Origin of the sequence: Lacibacterium aquatile (genome assembly GCF_042683105.1) — a bacterium.
GTDB lineage: Bacteria > Pseudomonadota > Alphaproteobacteria > Elsterales > Elsteraceae > Lacibacterium > Lacibacterium aquatile.
This window is the reverse complement of the sequence record NZ_JBHUIP010000003.1, coordinates 199,991-222,250: the sequence shown is the minus strand read 5'-3', so window position 1 is coordinate 222,250 and position 22,260 is coordinate 199,991. Positions and strand designations below refer to the sequence as shown.

At 61.1% G+C, this 22,260-nt stretch carries 23 protein-coding genes; 14 read left to right on the top strand and 9 right to left on the bottom strand.

The window, feature by feature from the left end; genetic code table 11:
- Window position 1 precedes the first annotated feature (1 nt).
- A complete protein-coding gene (locus ACFSM5_RS03000) occupies window positions 2–1,030 on the bottom strand; it encodes a patatin-like phospholipase family protein (RefSeq protein ID WP_379874753.1) in 1,029 nt (342 codons plus the stop codon).
- Window positions 1,031–1,075: 45 nt separating this feature from the next.
- Entirely contained in the window at window positions 1,076–1,414 is a 339-nt protein-coding gene (locus tag ACFSM5_RS02995; protein WP_379874752.1) for a DMT family protein, read from the bottom strand.
- 268 nt (window positions 1,415–1,682) lie between these two features.
- On the opposite strand from ACFSM5_RS02995, the gene ACFSM5_RS02990 reads away from it, so the two are divergent.
- On the top strand, window positions 1,683–3,020 hold the full coding sequence (locus tag ACFSM5_RS02990) for a methyl-accepting chemotaxis protein (RefSeq protein WP_379874751.1): 1,338 nt from the start codon (window positions 1,683–1,685) through the stop codon (window positions 3,018–3,020).
- A gap of 329 nt (window positions 3,021–3,349) precedes the next feature.
- On the opposite strand, the gene ACFSM5_RS02985 is transcribed toward ACFSM5_RS02990, so the two are convergent.
- Entirely contained in the window at window positions 3,350–5,545 is a 2,196-nt protein-coding gene (locus tag ACFSM5_RS02985) for a mechanosensitive ion channel domain-containing protein (protein WP_379874750.1), read from the bottom strand.
- A gap of 277 nt (window positions 5,546–5,822) precedes the next feature.
- Here ACFSM5_RS02985 and acs point away from each other — a divergent pair, with 277 nt between their 5' ends.
- Both acs and ACFSM5_RS02975 read left to right on the top strand, forming a co-directional pair.
- A complete protein-coding gene (gene acs / locus ACFSM5_RS02980; RefSeq protein WP_379874749.1) occupies window positions 5,823–7,760 on the top strand; it encodes an acetate--CoA ligase in 1,938 nt (645 codons plus the stop codon).
- The gene (locus ACFSM5_RS02975) at window positions 7,753–8,211 is read left to right on the top strand and encodes a GNAT family N-acetyltransferase (protein ID WP_379874748.1); all 459 of its coding nucleotides are present in this window, start codon (window positions 7,753–7,755) and stop codon (window positions 8,209–8,211) included. The genes acs and ACFSM5_RS02975 overlap by 8 nt, the downstream gene beginning before the upstream one ends.
- A gap of 141 nt (window positions 8,212–8,352) precedes the next feature.
- Here ACFSM5_RS02975 and arsC read toward each other — a convergent pair whose 3' ends face one another.
- From arsC to ACFSM5_RS02960, 3 genes are read right to left on the bottom strand one after another with little or no spacing between them, the layout of a single operon-like run.
- The gene (arsC, locus tag ACFSM5_RS02970) at window positions 8,353–8,691 is read right to left on the bottom strand and encodes an arsenate reductase (glutaredoxin) (protein WP_379874747.1); all 339 of its coding nucleotides are present in this window, start codon (window positions 8,689–8,691) and stop codon (window positions 8,353–8,355) included.
- A 10-nt stretch (window positions 8,692–8,701) separates the two neighbouring features.
- On the bottom strand, window positions 8,702–9,016 hold the full coding sequence (locus tag ACFSM5_RS02965; protein WP_379874746.1) for a (2Fe-2S) ferredoxin domain-containing protein: 315 nt from the start codon (window positions 9,014–9,016) through the stop codon (window positions 8,702–8,704).
- Between the two features lie 7 nt (window positions 9,017–9,023).
- Window positions 9,024–9,764: a hypothetical protein gene (locus tag ACFSM5_RS02960; RefSeq protein WP_379874745.1), complete on the bottom strand. Its 741-nt coding sequence runs from the start codon at window positions 9,762–9,764 to the stop codon at window positions 9,024–9,026.
- Between ACFSM5_RS02960 and ispH the strand changes: the two genes are divergently transcribed.
- Genes ispH through rnhA form a run of 3 tightly spaced genes read left to right on the top strand, consistent with a single transcriptional unit; the run spans window position 9,763 to window position 12,142 of the window.
- The gene (gene ispH, locus ACFSM5_RS02955; protein ID WP_379874744.1) at window positions 9,763–10,719 is read left to right on the top strand and encodes a 4-hydroxy-3-methylbut-2-enyl diphosphate reductase; all 957 of its coding nucleotides are present in this window, start codon (window positions 9,763–9,765) and stop codon (window positions 10,717–10,719) included. The two genes, ACFSM5_RS02960 and ispH, sit on opposite strands and share 2 nt — an antisense overlap.
- Window positions 10,719–11,678, top strand: coding sequence for a homoserine kinase (locus ACFSM5_RS02950; protein ID WP_379874743.1), 960 nt, complete (start codon window positions 10,719–10,721; stop codon window positions 11,676–11,678). Before ispH ends, ACFSM5_RS02950 begins: the two co-directional genes overlap by 1 nt.
- Entirely contained in the window at window positions 11,675–12,142 is a 468-nt protein-coding gene (rnhA, locus tag ACFSM5_RS02945; protein ID WP_379874742.1) for a ribonuclease HI, read from the top strand. Before ACFSM5_RS02950 ends, rnhA begins: the two co-directional genes overlap by 4 nt.
- 242 nt (window positions 12,143–12,384) lie before the next feature.
- Here rnhA and ACFSM5_RS02940 read toward each other — a convergent pair whose 3' ends face one another.
- Complete coding sequence (locus ACFSM5_RS02940) at window positions 12,385–14,019, bottom strand: stimulus-sensing domain-containing protein (RefSeq protein WP_379874741.1); 1,635 nt, start codon at window positions 14,017–14,019, stop codon at window positions 12,385–12,387.
- A 43-nt stretch (window positions 14,020–14,062) separates the two neighbouring features.
- Window positions 14,063–14,749: a response regulator transcription factor gene (locus ACFSM5_RS02935; RefSeq protein WP_379874740.1), complete on the bottom strand. Its 687-nt coding sequence runs from the start codon at window positions 14,747–14,749 to the stop codon at window positions 14,063–14,065.
- 69 nt (window positions 14,750–14,818) lie between these two features.
- Between ACFSM5_RS02935 and ACFSM5_RS02930 the strand changes: the two genes are divergently transcribed.
- The 6 genes from ACFSM5_RS02930 to ACFSM5_RS02905 all read left to right on the top strand — a co-directional run bounded on the left by ACFSM5_RS02930 (window position 14,819) and on the right by ACFSM5_RS02905 (window position 19,337).
- Window positions 14,819–15,286 carry a HugZ family pyridoxamine 5'-phosphate oxidase gene (locus ACFSM5_RS02930; protein ID WP_379874739.1) on the top strand — a complete coding sequence of 156 codons (468 nt, stop codon included), beginning with the start codon at window positions 14,819–14,821 and terminating at the stop codon, window positions 15,284–15,286.
- Window positions 15,287–15,399: 113 nt separating this feature from the next.
- Window positions 15,400–16,137 (top strand): substrate-binding periplasmic protein, encoded by a 738-nt coding sequence (locus tag ACFSM5_RS02925; RefSeq protein ID WP_379874738.1) that lies wholly within the window; start codon window positions 15,400–15,402, stop codon window positions 16,135–16,137.
- Between the two features lie 47 nt (window positions 16,138–16,184).
- Window positions 16,185–16,961, top strand: a complete 777-nt coding sequence (locus ACFSM5_RS02920) for a substrate-binding periplasmic protein (protein ID WP_379874737.1) — start codon at window positions 16,185–16,187, stop codon at window positions 16,959–16,961.
- A 97-nt stretch (window positions 16,962–17,058) separates the two neighbouring features.
- Complete coding sequence (locus ACFSM5_RS02915; RefSeq protein ID WP_379874736.1) at window positions 17,059–17,565, top strand: Lrp/AsnC family transcriptional regulator; 507 nt, start codon at window positions 17,059–17,061, stop codon at window positions 17,563–17,565.
- Window positions 17,566–17,630: 65 nt separating this feature from the next.
- The gene (gene ald / locus ACFSM5_RS02910; RefSeq protein ID WP_379874735.1) at window positions 17,631–18,737 is read left to right on the top strand and encodes an alanine dehydrogenase; all 1,107 of its coding nucleotides are present in this window, start codon (window positions 17,631–17,633) and stop codon (window positions 18,735–18,737) included.
- Window positions 18,738–19,133: 396 nt separating this feature from the next.
- Window positions 19,134–19,337: a DUF1127 domain-containing protein gene (locus tag ACFSM5_RS02905; protein WP_379874734.1), complete on the top strand. Its 204-nt coding sequence runs from the start codon at window positions 19,134–19,136 to the stop codon at window positions 19,335–19,337.
- A 159-nt stretch (window positions 19,338–19,496) separates the two neighbouring features.
- Here the strand turns inward: ACFSM5_RS02905 and ACFSM5_RS02900 are convergent, their stop codons facing one another.
- Window positions 19,497–19,694 (bottom strand): hypothetical protein, encoded by a 198-nt coding sequence (locus ACFSM5_RS02900; protein ID WP_379874733.1) that lies wholly within the window; start codon window positions 19,692–19,694, stop codon window positions 19,497–19,499.
- Between the two features lie 341 nt (window positions 19,695–20,035).
- On the opposite strand from ACFSM5_RS02900, the gene ACFSM5_RS02895 reads away from it, so the two are divergent.
- Window positions 20,036–20,494 (top strand): cache domain-containing protein, encoded by a 459-nt coding sequence (locus ACFSM5_RS02895; RefSeq protein ID WP_379874732.1) that lies wholly within the window; start codon window positions 20,036–20,038, stop codon window positions 20,492–20,494.
- 15 nt (window positions 20,495–20,509) lie between these two features.
- Entirely contained in the window at window positions 20,510–22,204 is a 1,695-nt protein-coding gene (locus ACFSM5_RS02890; RefSeq protein WP_379874731.1) for a methyl-accepting chemotaxis protein, read from the top strand.
- The last annotated feature ends 56 nt before the right edge of the window (window positions 22,205–22,260 follow it).

Genomic DNA, 22,260 nt, shown 5'->3' with positions numbered 1-22,260 from the left:
CCTAAAAAAAGGCCGAGACCAGATCGAGGGTCGATTCCCTATTGATCCGGTCCCCGTTTTCAATCAGCCAGCGATCCGCCGCCTGACGTCCGATATCGCGAAGGTAACAGAGGAATTGCGGCTCAACGATGAGCTTTGACGAAGCCCCGAGACCGCCCATCTCCGCCGAAGCTTCGATCATGTGCATATTCATCTTCTTATAGAGCCCGCCATCCAGCTTGCCCGCTTCGATCAGTTTCGTGACGAAGTGGATCGCCCGCATCTCGCGCATCAGCGAGGAGTTGAAGCTGATCTCATTCACCCGATCCATGATTTCCGGTGCCGACGTCGGGACATTTTCGGTATGGATCGGGTTGATCTGCACGATCATCACATCCGGCGTCTCGCACCCGTAGATCAACGGGAAGATCGCCGGATTGCCCATGTAGCCGCCGTCCCAATAGGGCTCGCCATCCACATAGACCGTCTGGAACAGGAACGGCAGACAGGCCGACGCCAGCAGCATATCGACGGTCAGTTCCTGCCGCTCGAACACCTTGACCTTGCCGGTGCGCACGTTGGTCGCGCAGATGAAAAGCTTGGGCCCGGCAGAGCTATTGAGCCCGGCGAAATCCACTTCCTCGGCCAGGACGTCCCGCAGGGGGTTCCAGTTCATCGGATTGAACTGATAGGGCGAGAAGATGCGCGAGATCAGGTCAAACCACAGGTAGCTTGGCGAATACTCCATGCCCCATTGGCCAAAAAACCGCTCGAAGAAGGAACGCTGAAGCGGCGTCATATGGCCGACTTCGCCAATCGCATGCCAGAAGCGATCCAGCGCCTGCCGCGCACCGTCGCGCCCGCCCCGTGCAAGGCCGCTCGCCAGCACCACGGCATTCAAGGCCCCGGCGGAGGTCCCGCAGATCCCCTCGAATTCCAGGTTCGGTTCTTCCAACAGCCGGTCGAGCACCCCCCAGGTAAAGGCACCATGGGCGCCGCCTCCCTGCAAAGCCAGGTTGATCACCCGTCGCGGCGCTTCGGAATCGGCCATGTCTGCTCGCTTACTGTTCTTCCCCATCGAAAAACAGCCTAGCCGCTATCCGCGAAACACGAAATAGACAGCACCCACCAGACACATAGCTGCGGCTAGGTGGTTCCATTTCAGGCTTTCCCCCAGGAACCAGATCGAGAAGCCCGCGAAGACCACCAGCGTGATGACCTCCTGGATGATCTTGAGCTGAGCCGCCGTAAAGGTGCCATGACCCCAGCGGTTGGCAGGCACCTGCAGGCAATATTCGAAAAAGGCGATGGCCCAACTGATCAGGATCACCTTCCAGAGCGAGGTTTCCTTGAACTTCAAATGGCCGTACCAGGCAAAGGTCATGAAGACGTTGGAGGCCACAAGCAGGCCGATGGTCGTCAAGGCTGTAGGCATGTCGCGGATCCTTTTTGGAGGTGCTGCATGCCTATGCCAGCCAGCAGCGGACTTCAATCACATCTCCCGATGAGTCGGTCATCGCACGCCCAAGTAGCGAGTGGTATTATTCAAAATCATAACGCATATGAATAAAATTATAAATTCACCCCAACGCAGATTGACTTTCAGATTAACAAACTACGTTATGCGTACCGCTCGCCATCCGATCTAGATTTTAAGGAAAACAGCGTTTCTGTTCGAACGAAGAATTGGAGATAGTCGAGAAATGTCGCAGAATGTCGCGAAAGAAGACATGAACGTTAAATTTCAAGTTTTCTATATTGATAAACAAGACATCGAAATCATTACAAAGTACTCGAATTTCATTCAAGAAATTTTACCGAATTTACTTGAGAAACTGCATGCGAATTTCACTCCCTGGCCGGAGATCCGTAACGCATTGATGGATCCTGCCGTTCACGAGCTGCGCTTGAAGCACTGGATGAGGGTCGCGACCGGGAAACTGGGCGAAGGATTCATGGCTTCGGCGCAGGCGCTGGCCGGTGCCTTCTACGATCATGGCGTCCCAGCCTATGCAGTTTCCATCTGCCACGGCACGGTCGTAAACGCCCTGCTGCGAGAGCTGAACGATAAGCTGCCGCGGCGCCGGTTCCGCGCGGACGACCGGGCCGCTATCTTTGCCGCCTACAACAAGGCGGCCTTCCTGGACCTGGAGATCCTGCTGGAAACCTATGCCCAGGCCGAACAGCGCGCCAAACATCAGACGATGGAAAAGCTGGCGCGGAGTTTCGATGCCCAGATCCGCACGGTGGTCGCAGGCGTGACCACCTCGGCCGATCATATCGAAACGGCGGCGGGTCAGATCGCCCGTGCCACCGACCGCTCCAGCACCTCCACCAGCGCCATTGCCGCCACCGCTGAACAGGCGAGCATCAATGTGCAGACGGTCGCGGCAGCCGCCGAAGAGCTGGCGGCATCGGTCGGCACCATCAATGGCGAAGTCATGCGCTCGGCCCAAATCGCCACCCAGGCAGTGCAGGATGCCGAACGCACAGACAAGGTCGTGCAGGCCCTGGCCGAAGAAGCCCATCAGGTGGGCGAGGTCGTGGGGCTGATCAGCCAGATCGCGGCCCAGACCAATCTGCTGGCCCTGAATGCCACCATCGAAGCCGCACGGGCGGGCGATGCAGGCAAGGGCTTTGCCGTTGTCGCATCCGAAGTGAAGAACCTCGCGACCCAGACTGCCCGCGCCACCGACGAGATCGGGCAGAAGATCGCAGAGATCCAGCGCTCGACCACCGGCGCCGTCGAAGCCATCCGCGCTATCGGAACCACCATTGGAACGATCAGCGGCATCACCGGCTCGCTCAGCGAGGCCTTCGCCGCCCAGGAAGCCACCACGCGCGAGATTGCCCGCAACGTGAATGAGGTCGCCCGCGGCAACCATCAGGTCAGCCGCTCGATGGAAGAGATGAGCACCGACGTCGCCGAAACCCGCTCGGTCACCGATGCCCTCGCCAGTTCTGCCCATGGGCTTGGTAGCCAGACTGAAACCTTGCGGCAGGCGGTCGACAGTTTCCTCGAAAGCGTCAAAGCAGCTTAGGGCGCTCGACCGGGGGCACGATCTGCGTCGTTGCCGGAAATGCTCGGTGCTCACGTACAGTCGTACGTTCCGCGCCTGCGCTGGTAAGCGCCTAGCGTCTCATCCCCCCGGCCTTCGCTTCTAAAGCCGATATAAACAAAAACCGTCATCCCAGGGCTTGACCCTGGGATCTCGTGTGGTCACACCGCGTAAGCCATCCGCTTTAGAAGCGAAGGCGGGAGGGGTCAGATGCTAGGCGCTTGAGAGCGCAGGACCGGAGCGTACTTCAGGTACGTGAGGATCCGAGCACCTCGAGCAACGACGCAGATGACCCCTCCTGCCGAGCGCCGTCAGTCGGTGGCGACGATGGGGGGCTTGGCGTCCTTCGGCCCGTTCGGATCCATGATGTGGCGCACGACGCGTTGCGGGAAGGGGATCGATACCTTCTGCTCGTCGAACGCCAGTTTGATTCGGCGGAAGAATTCGCGCTTCACCGCCCATTGCTTGCCCGCTGCCGTGCGGGAGCTGGATTTGATCATCACGCCATTGTCGCCAAAGCTGTCCACGCCGTGGAAGTCGAGCGGCCGGAGAATAAAGCCCGCGAAAGCCGGATCGTTGCGGATCTCCTCGTCGATCTTCAGCAGCAGATCGCGCACATGGTCGACATCGGTGTTGTAGTCGACATTGATGTCGATGGCCGCCACCGCAAAGTTGCGGGTCATATTCTTGACCGAGGTGATGTTGGAGAAGGGGATGGTCAACACCGCCCCACTGCCGTCGCGGATGCGCAGGGTGCGGATAGTGATCCCCTCGACCGAGCCGGAATTACCGCCGCCCACATCGACCACATCGCCGATGCTCACGGTATCTTCGAAGAGCATGAAGAGGCCGGTGATGACATCCTTCACCAGCGTCTGGGCGCCAAAGCCGATGGCCAGACCCAGGACACCCGCACCGGCCAGCAGCGGCGCGATGTTGAGGCCCAGTTCGGCGAGCACGATCAGCGTCGCCATGACCGTGAGGATAACCAGCAGCGCGTTGCGCAGCAACGGCAAGAGTGTCCGCACGCGGGCGCTGCGCTGGCGAATGATACCCTTGTCATCGGTCTCGGTCAGGTAACGCTCGATCAGAGAAGAAGCCCCTTCCCAGACGATGACCGACAGCGCGAGCACCAGACCGATCAGGAAGGCGGAGGACACGACCCGGCGTCCCGCGCCCTCAGTCAGCCAGACCAGACTGTCGAGGCCCCAGATCTGCAGCAGCGCCATTGCGGCAATGAAATAGACGGCGACCCGCAGCGCGATATCCATCACCGGCAGGTAACGGTTCGCGCGCGCTTCAAGGTTGGGGAACCGTTTGGCCGTATCGCCTCGCACATGGAAGCCTGCCTGCAGGGACCGCTTCAGTCCGCGCACACCGAACCGCACCGCCAGCCATAGCAGGAAGGTCAGGGCCGTGCCGCGCAGCAGGAAGGTGAAGCCGCCGGGAATGCTCATGGCCCAGACGGCGAAGACCGCACCGATATAGAGGATCGCCAGGATGTGCCAGACATCGGCAAGGCGTCGGCGGACCGTCGACAGGCCGCCCGCCCATTTCTTGAAACGCGACTCAGGCCCGTCGGAGCGCAGATAGGAGCGCACGGCATCCTTGTTCTGCAGCACAAAGACGATGGCCATCGTCGCTAGAATCAGACCGATCATGCGGGAGAGAACCCCGACCAGCGAGGCACCGAAGCCGAGATAGCGCAGGGCATCGAGACCCATCAGGCCATAGATCGCGACCCCGACGAAGCGGCGCAGCCAGAGGTAATGGTAATTGGCTGTCTCGTCCTGCAAACGCACCAGACGATAGCGGTTGTTGTCCGGCGCCAGCACCGCCCGTCCGGCGGCCAGCACGATGCGCACCAGCATATTGGCGTTGATAAGGGTCGTCACGATCAAACGCGCGGTCCGGTCCGGCTCCAGCAGGCCCAGGACCACCACCGCCACACCGCCAAAGACGATGATCGGCACCGCATCGATGATCGTGCGCAGGATGAAGATGACCGTGCGCCCGACGATGCTGGTCACCGGGCGCTCGTTCAGCATGCGCCGGGGACGGGTCAGCAGACGGAAGACGATCCATTCAGCCAGCAGGGCCGCGCCAAGCACGACACCGATCTGGCCCGCGAGCCGCCCCCATTTCGTCAGGCGCTGCGGATCGCTGCTGAAGGAGACGAGGCTGTCCCAGGCGGCTGGGATATCTTTGAGACCACGGGCCGCATCGGCAAATTCCGACCCTGCCTTGGCGATGCCGTCGCTGGCGTTGGCCAGCAGATTCGACACCCAGCCCGACGGCGCTTCCGGCTCCGCTGGCGCCTGGACAGCCGAAATGGCTTTCAGCTGCTGGATGAGCTTGGTGCGCTCCGCATCATTCTCCAGCAGCTTCACCACCGCATCGGCTTCGGCCTTGCTGGGTCCGGCGGGCGGGGGAGTCTGGGCATGAACCGGCGCCACCATCAGGAAGGCGGCGGCCAGGAAAGCCAGAAAGCGTGTCGAGATTCTCAAAGTCCGAACCCTCTTTAAAATGGGGCCTTGCCCAAAATTCGCCCTACACTAGCGGGACTCGTTATAGACGCCTACCGGCCTTTCAACCGATTTGAGGCAGGAATATTGCCTAAAAGCGCGACCTTTAGCCGCCTTTGCCGCTGAAGGGTCTCGCTTGCCGGGCGTGCACGAATAGCTAAGACTGTCACCGCTTGACCCAACCGCCCCAAGCGATCAACCGCCACGCTCGAAACAATGAAGCGATGGCGCGAACAACACGCCAGGAGGAAGACGCCCGATGTCCGACCAACTTTTCCCCGTGCCGGAAGCCATCGCCGCAAAAGCTTGGGTCAATGAAGCGACTTATAACGCGCAATACGACCGTTCGCTTAAAGATCCCGAGGGATTTTGGCGTGAACATGGCCAACGCCTCGATTGGATCAAGCCGTTCACCAAGGTGAAGGACGTTTCCTTCAAGGGTGACGTGCATATCCGCTGGTTCTATGACGGCACCCTGAATGTCGCCGCCAACTGCATCGACCGCCATCTGGAGAAGCGCGGCAACCAGACCGCCATCATCTGGGAAGGCGACGATCCGAACGAGTCGCGCAACATCACCTACAAGGAACTGCACGGCGAAGTCGGCCGCATGGCCAACCTGCTGAAGGCCCAGGGCGTCAAGAAGGGCGACCGGGTCACGATCTATCTGCCGATGATCCCCGAAGCCGCCTACGCCATGCTGGCCTGCGCGCGCATCGGCGCCATCCATTCGGTGGTGTTCGGCGGCTTCTCGCCCGACAGCCTTGCCAACCGCCTGCAGGATTGCGGTTCGACCTGCCTTATCACCGCCGACGAAGGTCTGCGCGGCGGCAAGAAGGTCCCGCTGAAGAAGAATGCCGACGAAGCGCTCAAAGCCAGCCCGTCGGTCAAAAGCGTCATCGTGGTGAAGCGCACCGGCAGCCCCATCGCCATGGAGGCGGGCCGCGACGTCTGGTACCACGAGGAAGCGCCGAAGCTCTCGACCGATTGCCCGCCCGAGGAGATGAACGCAGAAGACCCGCTGTTCATCCTTTATACCTCCGGTTCGACCGGTAAGCCGAAGGGTGTGCTGCACACCACCGGCGGCTATCTCGCCTATACCTCGCTGACCCATCAGTACGTCTTCGACTATCAAGAAGGCGACGTCTATTGGTGCACGGCGGACGTGGGCTGGGTGACAGGCCACTCCTATCTGCTCTATGGGCCGCTGGCCAATGGCGCGACGACCCTGATGTTCGAGGGCGTGCCTAACTATCCCGATAACAGCCGTTTCTGGCAGGTCATCGACAAGCATAAGGTTTCGATCTTCTACACCGCCCCCACCGCCATCCGCGCCCTGATGCGCGAAGGCGAGGAGCCGGTGAAGAAGACCAGCCGCGCCTCGCTGCGCATCCTGGGGTCGGTCGGCGAGCCGATCAATCCGGAAGCCTGGCTCTGGTATCATCGCGTCGTCGGGAATTCGAAGTGCCCGATCGTCGATACCTGGTGGCAGACGGAAACCGGCGGCATCCTGATCACCCCGCTGCCCGGCGCCATCGCCGCCAAGCCCGGTTCGGCTACCAAGCCCTTCTTCGGCGTGCAGCCGGTGCTGCTGGACAATGACGGCAAGGTCCTGAGCGGCGCCACCGAAGGCAGCCTGTGCCTTGCCGACAGCTGGCCGGGGCAGATGCGCACGGTCTACGGCGACCATCAGCGCTTCATCGAGACTTATTTCGCGACCTTCCCCGGCTATTACTTCTCGGGCGACGGCTGCCGCCGGGACGAGGATGGCTATTACTGGATCACCGGCCGCGTCGACGACGTGCTCAATGTCTCCGGCCATCGCATGGGCACCGCCGAGATCGAAAGCGCGCTCGTCGCCCATCCGAAGGTGGCCGAAGCCGCCGTCGTCGGCTATCCGCACGACATCAAGGGCCAGGGCATTTATGCCTATGTCACCTTGAACGCGGGCGAGACTCCGACCGAGGAACTGCGCAAGGAGCTGGTCGCCTGGGTCCGCAAGGAAATCGGCCCCATCGCCTCGCCGGATCTGATCCAGTGGGCGCCGGGCCTGCCCAAGACCCGTTCGGGCAAGATCATGCGCCGCATCCTGCGCAAGATCGCCGCCAACGAGCATAACGCCCTTGGCGACACCTCGACCCTGGCCGATCCGGCCGTGGTCGGCGATCTGGTCGATAATCGGATGAACCGTGGCTGATCTGACATTCCGCAAGGCGATGGCGGGGGATGTCCCCGTTATCGTCGCCATGCTGGCCGATGATCCCCTGGGCGCCCAGCGTGAAAAGCTGGGGCCGCCCCTGGGCGAGGCCTATCTGCCCGCCTTTGCCGCCATCGATTCCAATCCGATGAACGAGCTGATTGTCGCGGAATTGACGGGCGAGGTTGTAGGCTGCATGCAGCTGACCTTCATCCCCGGCCTGTCCCACCAGGGCATGACCCGCTGCCTTATCGAGGCTGTGCGGGTTCGTGCGGACCAACGCGGCAAGAAATTTGGCGAGGCGATGATGGCCCATGCGGTCGAACGCGCGAAGGCCCGTCAGGCCGGGGTCGTGCAGCTGACCTCGGACAAATCCCGCCTGGACGCCCACCGCTTTTACGAGCGCCTGGGCTTTAAACAGAGCCATGCCGGGTTCAAGCTGAAGTTATAGATTTTTAGTTGTCGTCATCCCGGTGCTCGACACCGGGATCTCCTCCGGGAGATCGTCCAACTCGCTTCCGGCCAGCGTGGAAACGCTCCCGGAGGAGACCCCGGGATCAAGTCCCGGGGTGACGATTCAGAGGGGTGGAGCCTACAGCAGCTCCAGCACCTTTTCGGGCGGACGGCCGATGACGGCCTTGTCGCCGACCACCAGGATCGGGCGCTCCAGCAGAAGCGGATGGGCCAGCAGGGCCGCGATCCGTTCTGCCCGGTTGAGACCGGCGGGATTGAGGCCAGCTTCCATGGCTTCCTTGCGGCGGACCACGGCCGGATCATTGCCGAGCGCGGTCAACAACCGGTCCAGCGTCGAGCGGTCCAGCGGCGTCTTCAGGTATTCGACGACCTCGACAGTCACTCCCCGTTCTTGTAGCAGCGCCAAGGCTGCACGCGACTTTCCGCAGCGGGGGTTGTGGTAGAAAACCGGCGTCATCAACGCTCCATTAAATGGGGGGCGGCAGATCGTCATTTTCCGCAACCTTCTGGGAAGGTAAGGCTGCGCAGGAATCGACGATATTCGCCAAATCGGCGTCCGTCACCTGTAGGAATATCTCCAACTGCGGTAACCGGCGCATGGCTGGTCCGAACGCACAGCGGCCTTGGCAGGCCGACCGTTCGATCCTGACATCCAGTGCGCGTTCCGCGATCATTGCAGTCAGTTGGTCCGCCAACCGCTCGCTGCCGCGCCCCGCACAAGATGGCGTCGTCGGCCCAAATCGCCGATTGACGCACACCATAAGGGTGACGCTTGCAGTCATGGCGCGATCAGTTCCCCAGGCGAGCCCGGTTGCGCTGCAGCTCCTCTTCGCTCATCTCGAAGCCGACAAAATAGGCATAGTCCTGCGCCCGCGCACCGTTGGGCAGCGCAAACTGATGCTCGAATTCGTCATAGAAACCAATGCGCGCCTGATTGGCCGGGAAGGTCACCTGGCTTGAAAAACGTTCGCGGACAACCACTTTGCGATTCTTGTCCACCAGCGCGATGAAATAGGGAATATCAGCGGTATGGCTGGGATTCGCAGGGCCGGATTCGGCACGGATGGCGATGGCGAATTGCACCAGAACCTTGTTGCTTCTCGACGGGAAATCGCACGTGCCGGTAACTTGCATCATCTCGGAATTGGAAATGACATCGGTCAGATCGCGACCCGTTCCCGGTTTCCATTGGGTCAGGCGCGATGCCTCGGCCAGAATGGACACATCTGGACAGGCAAGACCGCCCTGCTCGGAGGGTGGGGCGCCCGACGAACAGCCCGCCAACGCCAGAATCCCAAAAGTCAGCGCGACACAGCGCCCAAAACCGTTCATTCTCGATCCTCTTTCCTGCCGAGGCGCCTCATCCCAACCGGGAGGAAAATGCGGTCGCATTTTCCTGATAACAAGATGAAACTGGAGCAAATAGACACGCTCAATTGATTCCAATTGCCCGTGACTTGCTCTAGCCTGCGCGCCGCGATCTTGGCGGATCGTGTGCCGATATGCCAACTCTAAAGACAGAACATTCATGAGCGCCGCTTCCCTCCCCCCCCTGACAATCCTGCTGGCTGGTCCCCGCGGCTTCTGCGCCGGTGTTGACCGGGCCATTCAGATCGTTGAGCGGGCGCTGGAAAAATTTGGCGCCCCGGTCTATGTCCGGCACGAAATCGTCCACAACCGCTTCGTCGTCGAAAGCCTGGAAGCCAAGGGCGCTGTCTTCGTTGAAGAGCTGGACCAGTGCCCCGACGACCGGCCGGTGATCTTTTCCGCCCATGGCGTGCCCAAATCGGTTCCGGCCGAGGCTGGGCGGCGCGAGATGATCTACCTCGACGCCACCTGCCCGCTTGTTTCCAAGGTCCATACGGCAGCCGAACGCTATTTCGCGGCCGACCGCAAGATCCTGCTGATCGGCCATAAAGGCCATCCGGAAGTCATCGGCACCATGGGCCAACTGCCCGAGGGCTCGGTCCTGCTGGTCGAGGATGAGGTCCAGGCCGAAGCAATCGATCCTGGCCACGCCCCCGGCGGCCTTGCCTATATCACCCAGACCACTCTGTCGGTCGACGATACCGCATCGGTTGTCGAAATCCTGGAGCGCCGTTTCCCGGACATCATCGGTCCACCCAAGGGCGACATCTGTTACGCCACCACCAACCGTCAGGTGGCGGTGAAGGCGATTGCCGCCGACTGTGATGCAGTCCTGGTGATCGGCGCGCCCAACTCCTCCAATTCGAAGCGTCTTGTCGAGGTTGCGGCCAAATCCGGCTGCAAACGGTCGGTCCTGATCCAGCGCGCAGTCGATGTCGACTGGTATCAGCTGTCGGACGTCCAGACTCTGGGCATCACCGCCGGGGCCTCGGCCCCCGAGGAACTGGTCGAAGAGGTCATCGCCGCCGCCCGTCAGCACCGCGACGTCGAGGTCAAGCTGATGACGGTCAAGGAAGAGAATGTGGTCTTCAAACTGCCCAAGGCACTGGTGAACTGATGGCCGTCTATACCGATATCGCGGACGAGGAACTGGGCGCCTTCGTCGCGGACTATGGCATCGGCGAAGTCACCTCCTTTATGGGGATCGCGGAAGGGGTGGAGAATTCCAACTTCCTGGTGCGCACCACCGAAGGCAACTTCATCCTGACACTCTATGAAAAGCGGGTGCGCCGGGAGGATCTGCCGTTCTTCCTGGGCCTGATGGAGCATCTGGCGGCGCGCGGCGTTTCCTGCCCCCTGCCCCTGCTGACCAAACAGGGCGAGATGCTGCGCGAGCTGCGCGGGCGGCCCGCCGCCATGATCTCCTTCCTGCCCGGCCTCTGGCCGCGCCGCATCACCGCCAATCATTGCGCCGAGCTGGGCGAGGCGATGGCCAAGCTGCATATCGCCGGATCGGACTTCCCCCATACCCGCGCCAATGCCCTGTCGCTCGATGGCTGGTGGCAACTGATCGAAGCGACGCGCGAGCGCGCGGACGAGGTGAAGCCGGGCCTTGCCGATTTCCTGGAGGAGGAATTCCGCTACCTCGAAGCCAACTGGCCCAAGGATCTGCCGACCGGCGTCATCCATGCCGATCTCTTCCCGGACAATGTCTTCTTCACGGGCGACAAGCTGACCGGCTTCATCGACTTCTATTTCGCCTGCACCGAAGCCTTCGCCTATGACCTCGTCATCTGCCTGAATGCCTGGTGTTTCGAGGCCGATGGTAGCTTCAACCGCACCAAGGCCGTCGGTCTGCTGAAGCGATATCTGGCGGTTCGCCCGCTGACCCCGGCGGAAAAGGCGGCCCTGCCGCTGCTGGCGCGCGGCGCTTGCCTGCGCTTCCTGCTGACCCGCCTTTACGACTGGCTGAACCGGGTGCCGGGCGCCCTGGTGAAGCCCAAGGATCCCATGGAATATTGGACCAAGCTGCGCTTCCACCAGCAGGTCACCGATCCGACCGATTACGGCCTATGAGCGAAGATCAGGAAGCCTCCGCGCCGGTCGTGGAGATGTTCACCGACGGCGCCTGTTCCGGCAATCCCGGTCCCGGCGGCTGGGGCTGCATCCTGCGCTACAAAGGGACCGAGAAGGAGCTCTTCGGCGGCGAGGCGGAGACGACCAATAACCGCATGGAGATGATGGCGATCATCGTCGGGCTGGAGACGCTGAAACGCCCTATGCCGGTCATGCTCTATACCGACAGCAAATACGCCCTCGACGGGGCGACGAAATATATCTTCGGCTGGCAGCGTAACGGCTGGAAAACCGCCGATAAAAAGCCGGTGAAGAATATCGATCTGTGGGAGCGCTATATCCAGGCCGCCAAGCCCCACAAGGTGACCTGGAACTGGGTCAAGGGCCACAATGGCCACCCGGAGAACGAACGCGCCGACCAGCTCGCCCGCGATGGTGTGGCGCAGGTGCGGGCACGCTCTTAGACAGGGCACGGCCTTAAAGAGGACCGTCATCCCCGACTTGACCGGGGGGATCTCCAAACCTTTGTGTTTGTCGTCATCCCCCGACTTGATCGGGGGATCTCCAATCCTTTGTGTTTTGTCGTCATCCCCCGACTTGATCGGGGGATCTCCTCCGGGAGCCCGTCCAATTCGAACTGAGGCAGTGTAGAAACCGCCCCGGAGGAGATGCCCCGGATAAACCGGGGCATGACGATTTCTTTCTTTTAAGAAGCGCTCTTCCCTCGCTTCTTCCGACCTTCCGACCCCGCCACCGGCAGGGTGACGATGAAGCGGGCGCCGATAACCTTGCCATCGGCATCTATGCGGTTCTCGGCCCGGATTGATCCGCCATGGCCATCCATGATCTGCCGCGAGATCGACAGGCCGAGGCCGGAATGGGTACCAAAAGCCTCGCCGCCCGGCCGTTCGGAATAGAAGCGCTGGAAGATCGATTCGGACTTCCCTTCCGGGATACCCGGCCCTTCATCCTCGCAGGTAGCGATAACGAAATCACCCTCGCGCCGGGCGGCCAGCGTGATCGTCCCGCCTTCAGGCGAGAAGGAAATCGCATTGCCGATGAGATTGCGGAAAACCTGCACCAGCCGGTCCTCGACCCCCAGCACCGTCAGGGGCTCGCCGGTGGAGATATCCAGCTTCACCTTCGGCCCGTCATCCTCCTCCGTCGCCTCATAGACCGAACCGAGGGCGCCCAGCAGGCGGCCCATATCGAGCGGCAGAAGTTCGGCGCGTGCCAGTTCGGCATCGACGCGCGAGGCGGCGGCAATATCGGTGATCAGGCGGTCCAGACGCCGCACATCGTCCTGGATGATCGCCATCAGCTTGGCACGCTTCTCCGGATCCTGCAGCTTGCCGACGGTTTCAACGGCCGAGCGCAGGGAGGACAGCGGGTTCTTGATCTCGTGGCTGACGTCGGCGGCAAACCGCTCGATGGCCTCCAGCCGCTGCCAGAGGGCAGTGGTCATGGCACCAAGCGCCGAGGAAAGATCGCCGATCTCGTCGCGACGGCCGGAGAAATCGGGGATGGCCACCCGGCCCCGGCCCTGGCGCACCCGCTCCGCCGCCAGCGCAAGACGCCGCACCGGCCGGGCGATGGTCCCCGCCAGATAGACCGACACCAGCATGGTCAGGCCCAGCACGATGGAGAAGAGCGTCAGGATATCGACACGCACCTTGCGCATCGCCTCGTCGATCTCGTTGCTGGCGCGCGATAACATGACGATGCCCGCCACCTGCCGGTAACGCTGCACCGGCATCGCCAGAGTAAAGACGATATGGCCATCAGCCGAGCGATAGGCGGCGGCGGCCGGTTCACCCGCCAGCGCCCGACGCCCCTCGCGATAATCCGAGGCCCGGCGCAGCGGCAAGGTCGGATAAGGCGGGAAATTGTCACGCCCCGCAAAGGCGTTGAAGACCCAGTCATAGGCCCGCACCAGCGCACCCTGGATGCCCGGCCCTTCGCCTGGCAACGGCAGCACCGTCACATAGCCTTGGGGATTGAGGATCAATTGGCTGTCGACCAGCAACTCGCCTTCGCTGTCGAACAGCTGGGCGCGGGCGCGGGTCTGAATCGCGAAGCGCCGCACCATCGGCCGGGCGACGCTTTCGACCAGCCGGACTTCTTCGGACGCAGTCAGCGCCGTCGCTGCCTCGCCCAAAGCTTCGGCCATCAGGCCCGCCTGGATCGAGAGAGCGTCGATTTCCGCCTTCACCAGTTCTTGCTGATACCGCCCGAGATACAGCAACCCCGCCGCCAGCAGCAGCGGCGCCAGCGCGTTCACCGCCAGAATGCGGAAGGTGAGCGTCGACCAGCGACGGCGGCGCGAGGTGGGCGGAGCCACCTCGCTGATCCGTCTTTCGGTTTCGAGCGGTATCGCCACCGGATCAGCCGGCGGAATAGCGGTATCCGACACCGTAGAGCGTCTCGATCTCGGAGAAGTCGGCATCGACGACCTTGAACTTCTTGCGCAGCCGCTTGATGTGGCTGTCGATGGTGCGGTCGTCGACGAAGCCGCCTTCGCCATAGGCGGCATCCAGCAGCTGGTCGCGGCTCTTCACATGGCCAGGACGGGTCGCCAGCGCCTTCAGGATCAGGAATTCCGTCACCGTCAGATCGATCGGCTGGCCCTTCCAGGTGCAGAGATGGCGGGTCTGATCGAGCGCGAGATTGTTGCGCACCATCATCGCCTGCTCGCCACCCGCAGCACTGTCACGGCGGCGCAGCACCGCCTTGATACGGGCCAGCAAAAGCGACTGGCTGAACGGCTTGCGGATATAATCGTCGGCGCCCATGGACAGGCCCGAGAGCTCGTCCTCGTCATCATCCTTGGAGGTCAGGAAGATCACCGGGATCTGGCTGGTCTTGCGCAGACGCTCCAGAACCTCAAGACCATTGAGGCGCGGCATCTTGATGTCGAGCACGGCAAGATCGGGCGGGCGGCCAAGCAGACCGGCCAGTCCCGCTTCACCGTCATTATAGGTGCGGACGTCATAGCCTTCGGCTTCCAGCGACATGGAAACCGAGGTCAGGATGTTCTGGTCGTCGTCGATCAGTGCGATGGTTTGCATCATCTTTTTCATTGCCAAGGTTGGACTTGGCTTATACTGCCCGCTCATTTGAGACTTTTCCATGACGAGACGATGAGCAACGCACAAACCATTGCCGAACTGACCACATCCAACAGCATTGCCGTCCTGGGCAGCCTGTTACCCGGCGAGGTTCCGACCCCCTATGCCTCGCTGATGCCCTATGTGCTGGATGAGAGCGGCGCGCCGCTGCTGCTGATCTCCGGCCTCGCCGTCCATACCCAGAATATTCATGCGCACAAGGCCGTCTCGCTGCTGGTCGACGGCACCGGCGGTTACGAGGATCGGCTGGCCGGGCCGCGGTCGACCCTGGTCGGTCAGGTGGAGAAGGTCGAGAAGGCCAGCTTCAAGGATCATTACATCGCCCGCCATCCGTCGGCCGCGATGTATTACGACTTCAACGACTTCGAACTGTATCGGATGACGATCGAGCGGGCCCATCTAGTCGCCGGCTTCGGTCGGGTACATTGGGTCGAAGGAGACGCGGTCCGGGCGGCAATTATCGACAGTCTGGCTGCTTAATTCACCCGCCCCCGCAAAGTATTATTGACCATCCGCATACCGCATGAGATTTGATAACCATGCGGTATGCGTTATGCGGGCCCTTATTGATCTTGGGGACTGTATCGCAGGCGGTGGCAGCCCCGCCTTGTGCGACGCCCATTCGTGTCGCCCTTCACAACAACGGCGGCCTCTACGACAGTGAAAAAGGCGAAGGCATCGATATCGCCCTAGTGAGTGCCCTTGCCCAGCGCCTGGGGTGCGAGGTCAGCTTCCGGGTCGTCCCGCGCAACCAGGCATGGACGGATCTGGTCGAAGGCACCATCGATCTGGCGCCCTCGATCCTGATGACCGCAGATCGCCGGACACGGGCCAGTTTCCTGCCCTATCTGCGCAACAAACCCCTGACTTTCCTGCGCCCAAATGTTCAAGAGCTCGATGGGCCTGTTTTTGTCGCCACCCCCACCCTCAAGCTAGGGGTCATAAAAGCTTTTTCCTATGGCCCGACCCTCGATGGTTTGGTGACCCGTATCCGCACGTCGGGGCGCGACCGGATATCCGAGATGACCATGTCTAACCAGTTGCCGGGTCTGCTGATTGCAGGGCGGGTGGACGGCATTCTGGTGAACCCGCTCCAGATCACCAATCCCAAGAAGCTGATCGACGAGCATCATTTCGTAGTGCGCGACTGGGCCCAGCATGAAACGGCCATCGAAACCTATATGGCGCTGTCCCGCAGACGCTTCACCGACAGCGACAGCACGGCCTGGGCTGTCGCCCTGGAAGAGCTGCGCAGCGACGGCGGGCTCAAGACAATTCTGGAACAATTTCTGCCGGCTGAAGTTGTCCCATCCCTTTTGCCAGCGCCGTGAGCTAAGGTGCCCCGCTTAACGCGCCGATCCGACCCCCAAGGGCAGTTATGAATATTCGTTGGCCTATCCTGCTCTTCTCGTTTGCCGCCATAGACGGGCTCGCCTGCGAACAGCCCCTGCGCGCCGGTCTGCTCGAAGAAGGGGTGCTTTACAGTAGCGCGACAGAACGCGGGATCGACAAGGACCTTATGCAGGAATTGTCGAAACGCATCGAGTGCAGCATCGCGATCAGTATCGAACCTCGGATCCGTCAGTGGCGCGCGCTGGCCGACGGTCAGCTGGACATGACGACCGGCGCCCGCCCCACAGCGGAACGCGAAGTGCATTCTGTCTTCTACCCTTATATACAAGGCAAGCCGATCACCGTGGCGCGAACCGGCATATCGCGCCTGGGTCCCAGCGAATTCATCGTGAACCGCTCGCTGCGCCTGGGGGTGGTGCGCGGCTATTCCTACGGCCCCCGCCTTGATCAGATCGTTGGTGAGTTGCAGGCGGCTGGTGACCGGCTCGTGGAAGTTCCAACGGCCGATCAATTGATCGGCCTGCTACGTGGCGGTCGAGTCGACGCCTTCCTGTCGCTGCCGACTGTCATGGGCCAATGGGCCGATATCGAACAGACCGCCCGACAGATCGATTGGGTCCCGCAGGAGCCTGCCGCCATCGGCAGCCTCGCCGTATCGCGCTCCAGCGTTTCGACCGAGCTGCGCGACAAGATCGCTGCTGCCATCAAGGGGATCCGTGACGACGGCACCATGAAGGCAATCCTTTATCGCCATCTGGCCCCCGAGATTGCCGATCTCCTGATGCTGCCTCAAGCCGATTGATTGATGGTTAAAAGGACAGTTTAAAGAATCTTTTGCTGCGATCGGGGCCACTTTCAGATACCCATTAGGGATAGCCAAATTTTCTGCTGCGATCCCCATGCCCAAGCCGCCGCGCAAGCTCGACCGTATCGACCTCAAGATTCTCGCGACCATGCAGACGCAGGGGCGCATCACGAACCTGAAGCTGGCCGAGGCCGTCGGCCTGTCCCCCAGCCCCTGCCTGGAGCGGGTGAAGCGGCTTGAGGCTGCCGGGTACATCAAACGCTATATCGCCGATCTGGATCTCGACCTGCTGGCGCGCAATGTCATGGTCTTTGCCGAGGTCACGCTCAACAATCATACCGGTGAAGATTACGACCGGTTCGAGCGTTCAATCGCCGATCTGCCGGAGGTCGTCGAAGCCTGGTCTGTCGGCGGGGGATACGATTACTTACTCAAATTCGTGTGTTCGGATATCAAAGATTATCAGGCATTAAGCGAATCGCTTCTTAACGCCAGTATCGGTATTGACAAGTTTTTCTCCTATGTCGTCATCAAGCCCGCGAAGCCCTTCGGGGGGTTTCCGCTGACCCATCTGGCGGAGCAGGACGACACCGTCGACTGACCCTTGATGGGCCGAATAATCGACCGGGCAATTCAGCCCGGCGCACGGCTTCGAGGGAAACAATCATGATCGTCGGCGTTCCGAAGGAAATCAAAAATCACGAGTATCGCGTGGGCCTGACCCCGTCGAGCGCGCGTGAATTCGTCAAGAACGGCCATACCGTCTATATCGAGACGATGGCAGGTTCCGGCATCGGCTTTTCGGACGCCGATTATGAAGCCCTGGGCTGCAAGATCCTGCCCACCGCCGGTGACGTCTTCGCCAAGGCCGACATGATCGTGAAGGTGAAGGAGCCCCAGGCGCCCGAAATCGCGATGCTGCGCCCCGGTCAGGTGCTGTTCACCTACCTGCATCTCGCCCCCGATCCCGCCCAGACCAAGGGCCTGCTGGCCTCCGACGCCATCGGCATCGCCTATGAAACCGTGACTAACGACCGGGGCGGTCTGCCCCTGCTGGCCCCGATGTCGGAAGTCGCCGGTCGCATGTCGATCCAGGTCGGCGCCCACTGCCTTGAAAAGGAACAGGGCGGCCTCGGCGTTCTGCTGGGCGGCGTTCCCGGCGTGAAGGCCGCCAATGTCGTCATCCTGGGTGGCGGCGTGTCGGGCACCAATGCCGCCCGCATGGCCATGGGCCTGGAAGCCAAGGTGACGGTCATCGACCGCAGCCAGCCGCGCCTCTATGACCTTGACCTGCAGTTTGGCGCCAAGCTTCAGACCCTCTATGCCACCACCGACGCCATCGAACAGGCCGTGCTGGACGCCGATCTCGTCATCGGTGCCGTGCTGGTTCCGGGCGCCGCTGCCCCGAAGCTCGTCACCCGCGACATGGTTTCCCGCATGAAGAAGGGCGCCGTGCTCGTCGATATCTCCATCGATCAGGGCGGCTGCTTCGAAACCTCGCACGCGACCACCCATCAGGACCCCACCTACGTCGTCGACGGCGTCGTCCATTATTGCGTCGCCAATATGCCGGGCGCCGTTGCCCGCACCTCGACCCTGGCCCTCAATAACGCCACCCTGCCGTTTGGTCTCGCCTTGGCCAACAAGGGCTACAAGAAAGCTCTGGCTGACGACCGCCATCTGCTGAACGGGCTGAATATCCATCGTGGAACGGTTGCCTATCAGGCTGTCGCCGAGGCGTTGAACCTGCCCTACACGGCCTATCAGGCCTGATACCCCAAGAGATAGTATCTCTCTCGAAGGCCCCGCCCCACTGGCGGGGCCTTTTTTAGTGACGTAGCGTCGATACGAAATCGAGCTACATCTACACCGCAACGCACCCTGATCGCTTTTTCAGCAACGACGTACTTCCATCTCTTGCGAAGAAGTCGCAGTTGGTTTCGGCAGCAACGAAGCCCAGCAATTTCCTAAGTTTCGCGTGAAACTGCCGTTCGAATTGCCAGATGGTGACTTCTTGGGCATGCGTCCATCGCATATCGCATTGCAAAAAACAAATGTAGTCAGACTACAGAATGAGGCATATATTCTGACTCATCCAAGGCGCGATGGTCGCGCCAGACACTGGGGCCCAAAACGGCCGAACCCGTTAGGGACCTGAGGAAGACAGCCATGCTCCGTACCTTCTTTGCACCGCTCGCCACCCATTTCCGGCGTATGGAGCTGGAGCGCCAGCTTAACCGCCTCGACGACCGCGCTCTGGCCGACATCGGCATCGTTCGCGAAGACATTCCGCTGGTTGCCCGCGCTTCGGCCGAAATCGGTCAGGCCATGCCGGTGCGCGCCGCTCTCGCTTTCGCCAAGGCCGCCGCTTAATTCAGCCGCATTCCAGGCGCAGCCTAAGCTTCAAGTACCTCGTACCGCTCAAGTACGCAAAAGGCCGGTCCCTCTGGGGCCGGCCTCTTCTTTTTCAAATTAAAAGGGCCGCAGCTTTCGCTGCGACCCCTTCCTTAGTTCAGTTGGTCAGCCCGAATGCTAGCGGCGCTGATCGCGCTGGTTCTGCTGCTGACCATCACTGCCCTGCTGACGACGGTTCGGGTCGTTCTGGGCCTGCTGCTGATCCTGACGCTGGTTCGGATTGCGCTGCTGCTGTTGCTGCTGGCGATCCTGATCGGCGCGATTGCGGTCATTGGGGTTTTGGTTGGGGGCGTTACGGTTGGGATCCTGAGCCATACCATCCTCCTGAATGCTTTTCTGGTCCCGACGCGGATCATTCCACACCGGGTCACGAGGTCCGTCACCGAACCTGTACGAACAAAACAAGCGGCATGCGCGGACGGTTCCGAAAATTTGATCAATTTCAACCAAAGCGGTTCGATTGGCCGAATACCAAGAATATCCTCAGTAATGTCCGATGAGTAATTTTCATTATATTTATATAACAAAAATAATAATAATTTTATTCAGACTAGAATGGTTAATATTAACCTTTCGTAAATCACAAAACAAACATCCTCACAGAAATATTCACCATAACCTCTTGTTATGACTTGTGTTTTGCGAGGATTACATCGATGAACAAAATCAAGACGTTAGCCATTGCTTTCGGGGTTATGGCATTTCTTCCCAGCGTTGCCATGGCCGAGAAATGTACAGTTCTGATTTCAGAGCTCACCACCGAATACAACAAGCCAAACGGCGAGAAAATCGTTGCCGATCTGCTGAATGAACCCGGTGGCCGCTGGGAAAAATATAATCAATTCATCGTTCTTTACGACACCACGGGCGTCGCCGTCGGGATTTCGCCGGATCACAATTACCAGGGCATGGACCTGAGCGACCTTCAGTCGGCCAATGGCGTCTATATGTTCAAGGAATATCTGAAGCTGGCCCAGGCCGGGACCGGCGGCAAGGTGCCGAGCGTAATCGAATGGGCGGATCCCGCCAGCGGCAGCGTCATCAAGCTGTCGGGCTTTGCCTCACCGCTTCTCAAGAACAAGCACGTCATCACCTGCACCGAGCTTGCCTCGTAAGAAAGCCACCGCGCCATGTCGCTCATCCGCCTTCAACTGCCGATCCGGCAGCGGATCTTTCTGGCCCCGGCTTTCATGTTGGTGATGCTGGCGATCATCGTTGGCATCTTCGTCCTGCGCGAGGATGCCAACCGCAGCCGCCAGGCCGAGGCCTTCGACGTGCTGATGCCCATCGCCTCGCTCGCCGATCGCCTGAGCAATCTGGCGGCCCAGGGCCAATCGAGCCTGTTTCAGGCGATTGTCTGGAAGTCGATCAATCAACCCGACGACCGCTTGAACAGCGTCCTGACCCACGCCCGCTCCACACTTGCCCCCTTGCAAGAAACGCTGGAGCAGCTGGCTGGACTGGCGGGTAGCGATCATGGCGAGCGGATCGAGAAGATCCGCACACTCATGACCGTCTATGCCCGGAATGCCGGGAACGTGGCCATCATGGTGCCGCGGAATGCCGCCCAGGCCGGATCGATGTCGCTATCGGTCAATACCGCCTATCAGAACATGAAGGCGGAGATCGACGCTCTGCATGCGGACATCGCCGCCCGGATCAAGATGCGTCAGGCCGATGCCATGGCCGACCGCATCAAGGCCCAGTGGACGGTGGCGACGGTGGCCGGCATCTCGCTGGTCGCCGCCCTGATCGTGACGGTTTTCGTCGGCTCTTCGGTCTCGCGGCCGCTGTCCCGCATGACCGGCGCCATGCGCGCCATGGCCCAGGGTCAGCATGACATCGATATTCCACCGGTCGTGGTGAAAGACGATCTGGGCGCCATGTCCCAGGCCCTGTTGGTCTTCCGCGAGGCGCTGATCGAGAACGGTCGCCGCCAGGCCCAGGAGGCTGATCAGGCCCGCGCCAAGGAAGAACGCGCCCTGCGGCTTCAGACCGAAATCGCGGCTTTCGACAGCTCCATCGTCGGCATTCTGGATACCGTATCGGTCTCCACACACCTGCTGCTGGATCAGGCCAATGCGGTGGTGCGCCATGTCTCGGTTGCCGCGAACGACACCAGCATTGTCGCCAGCGACAGTGCCGATGTGTCCAGCAGCACCAGCGTCATCGCCGGGGCCAGCGAGGAAATGTCCTCTTCGCTCGAGGAGATCTCCCGCTCCACCGAACATGCCGCCCGCACCACCGACAGCGCGGTCGCCAAGGTCTCGGAAGCGGTGGACGTGCTGCGAACCCTGTCGGCTTCCGCTACCCAGATCGACCAGATGGTGGAGATCATCAACGGCATCGCCGCCCAGACCAATCTGCTGGCCCTGAATGCCACCATCGAAGCAGCCCGCGCCGGCGATGCGGGCAAGGGCTTTGCTGTCGTGGCGGGCGAAGTGAAGGGGCTGGCCGGTCAGACCGCGAAGGCAACCGATGATATCGCCCGCCTTGTCGCCGATATCCAGAACTCGACCCGTAATGCCGTCGCAACCATCGACGATGTCGGCACCGTGGTTCATACGGTCAATCAGGTGGTGACCGGCATCGCCGGGACTATCGTCGAGCAGCAGGCCACCACCCGTGAAATCGCCGACAATATCGTGCGGGTCGCGACCAACCTCAAGAACGTGTCCCAGCGCGTCCAGGCCGTGGGGGAGAGCACCGGCAACATCGAACAGGCCGTGCAATCCTCCAGGATCCAGGTGGAAACCATCTCCACCCAGTTCGACGAGCTTCAGGCCAACATCAAAAGCTTCACCGGCACCATGCTGAAGCTTTGAGGGTTCCCTCCCTCCCAAACTCGAAGGCCGCTCATTTCTGAGCGGCCTTTTTTGTC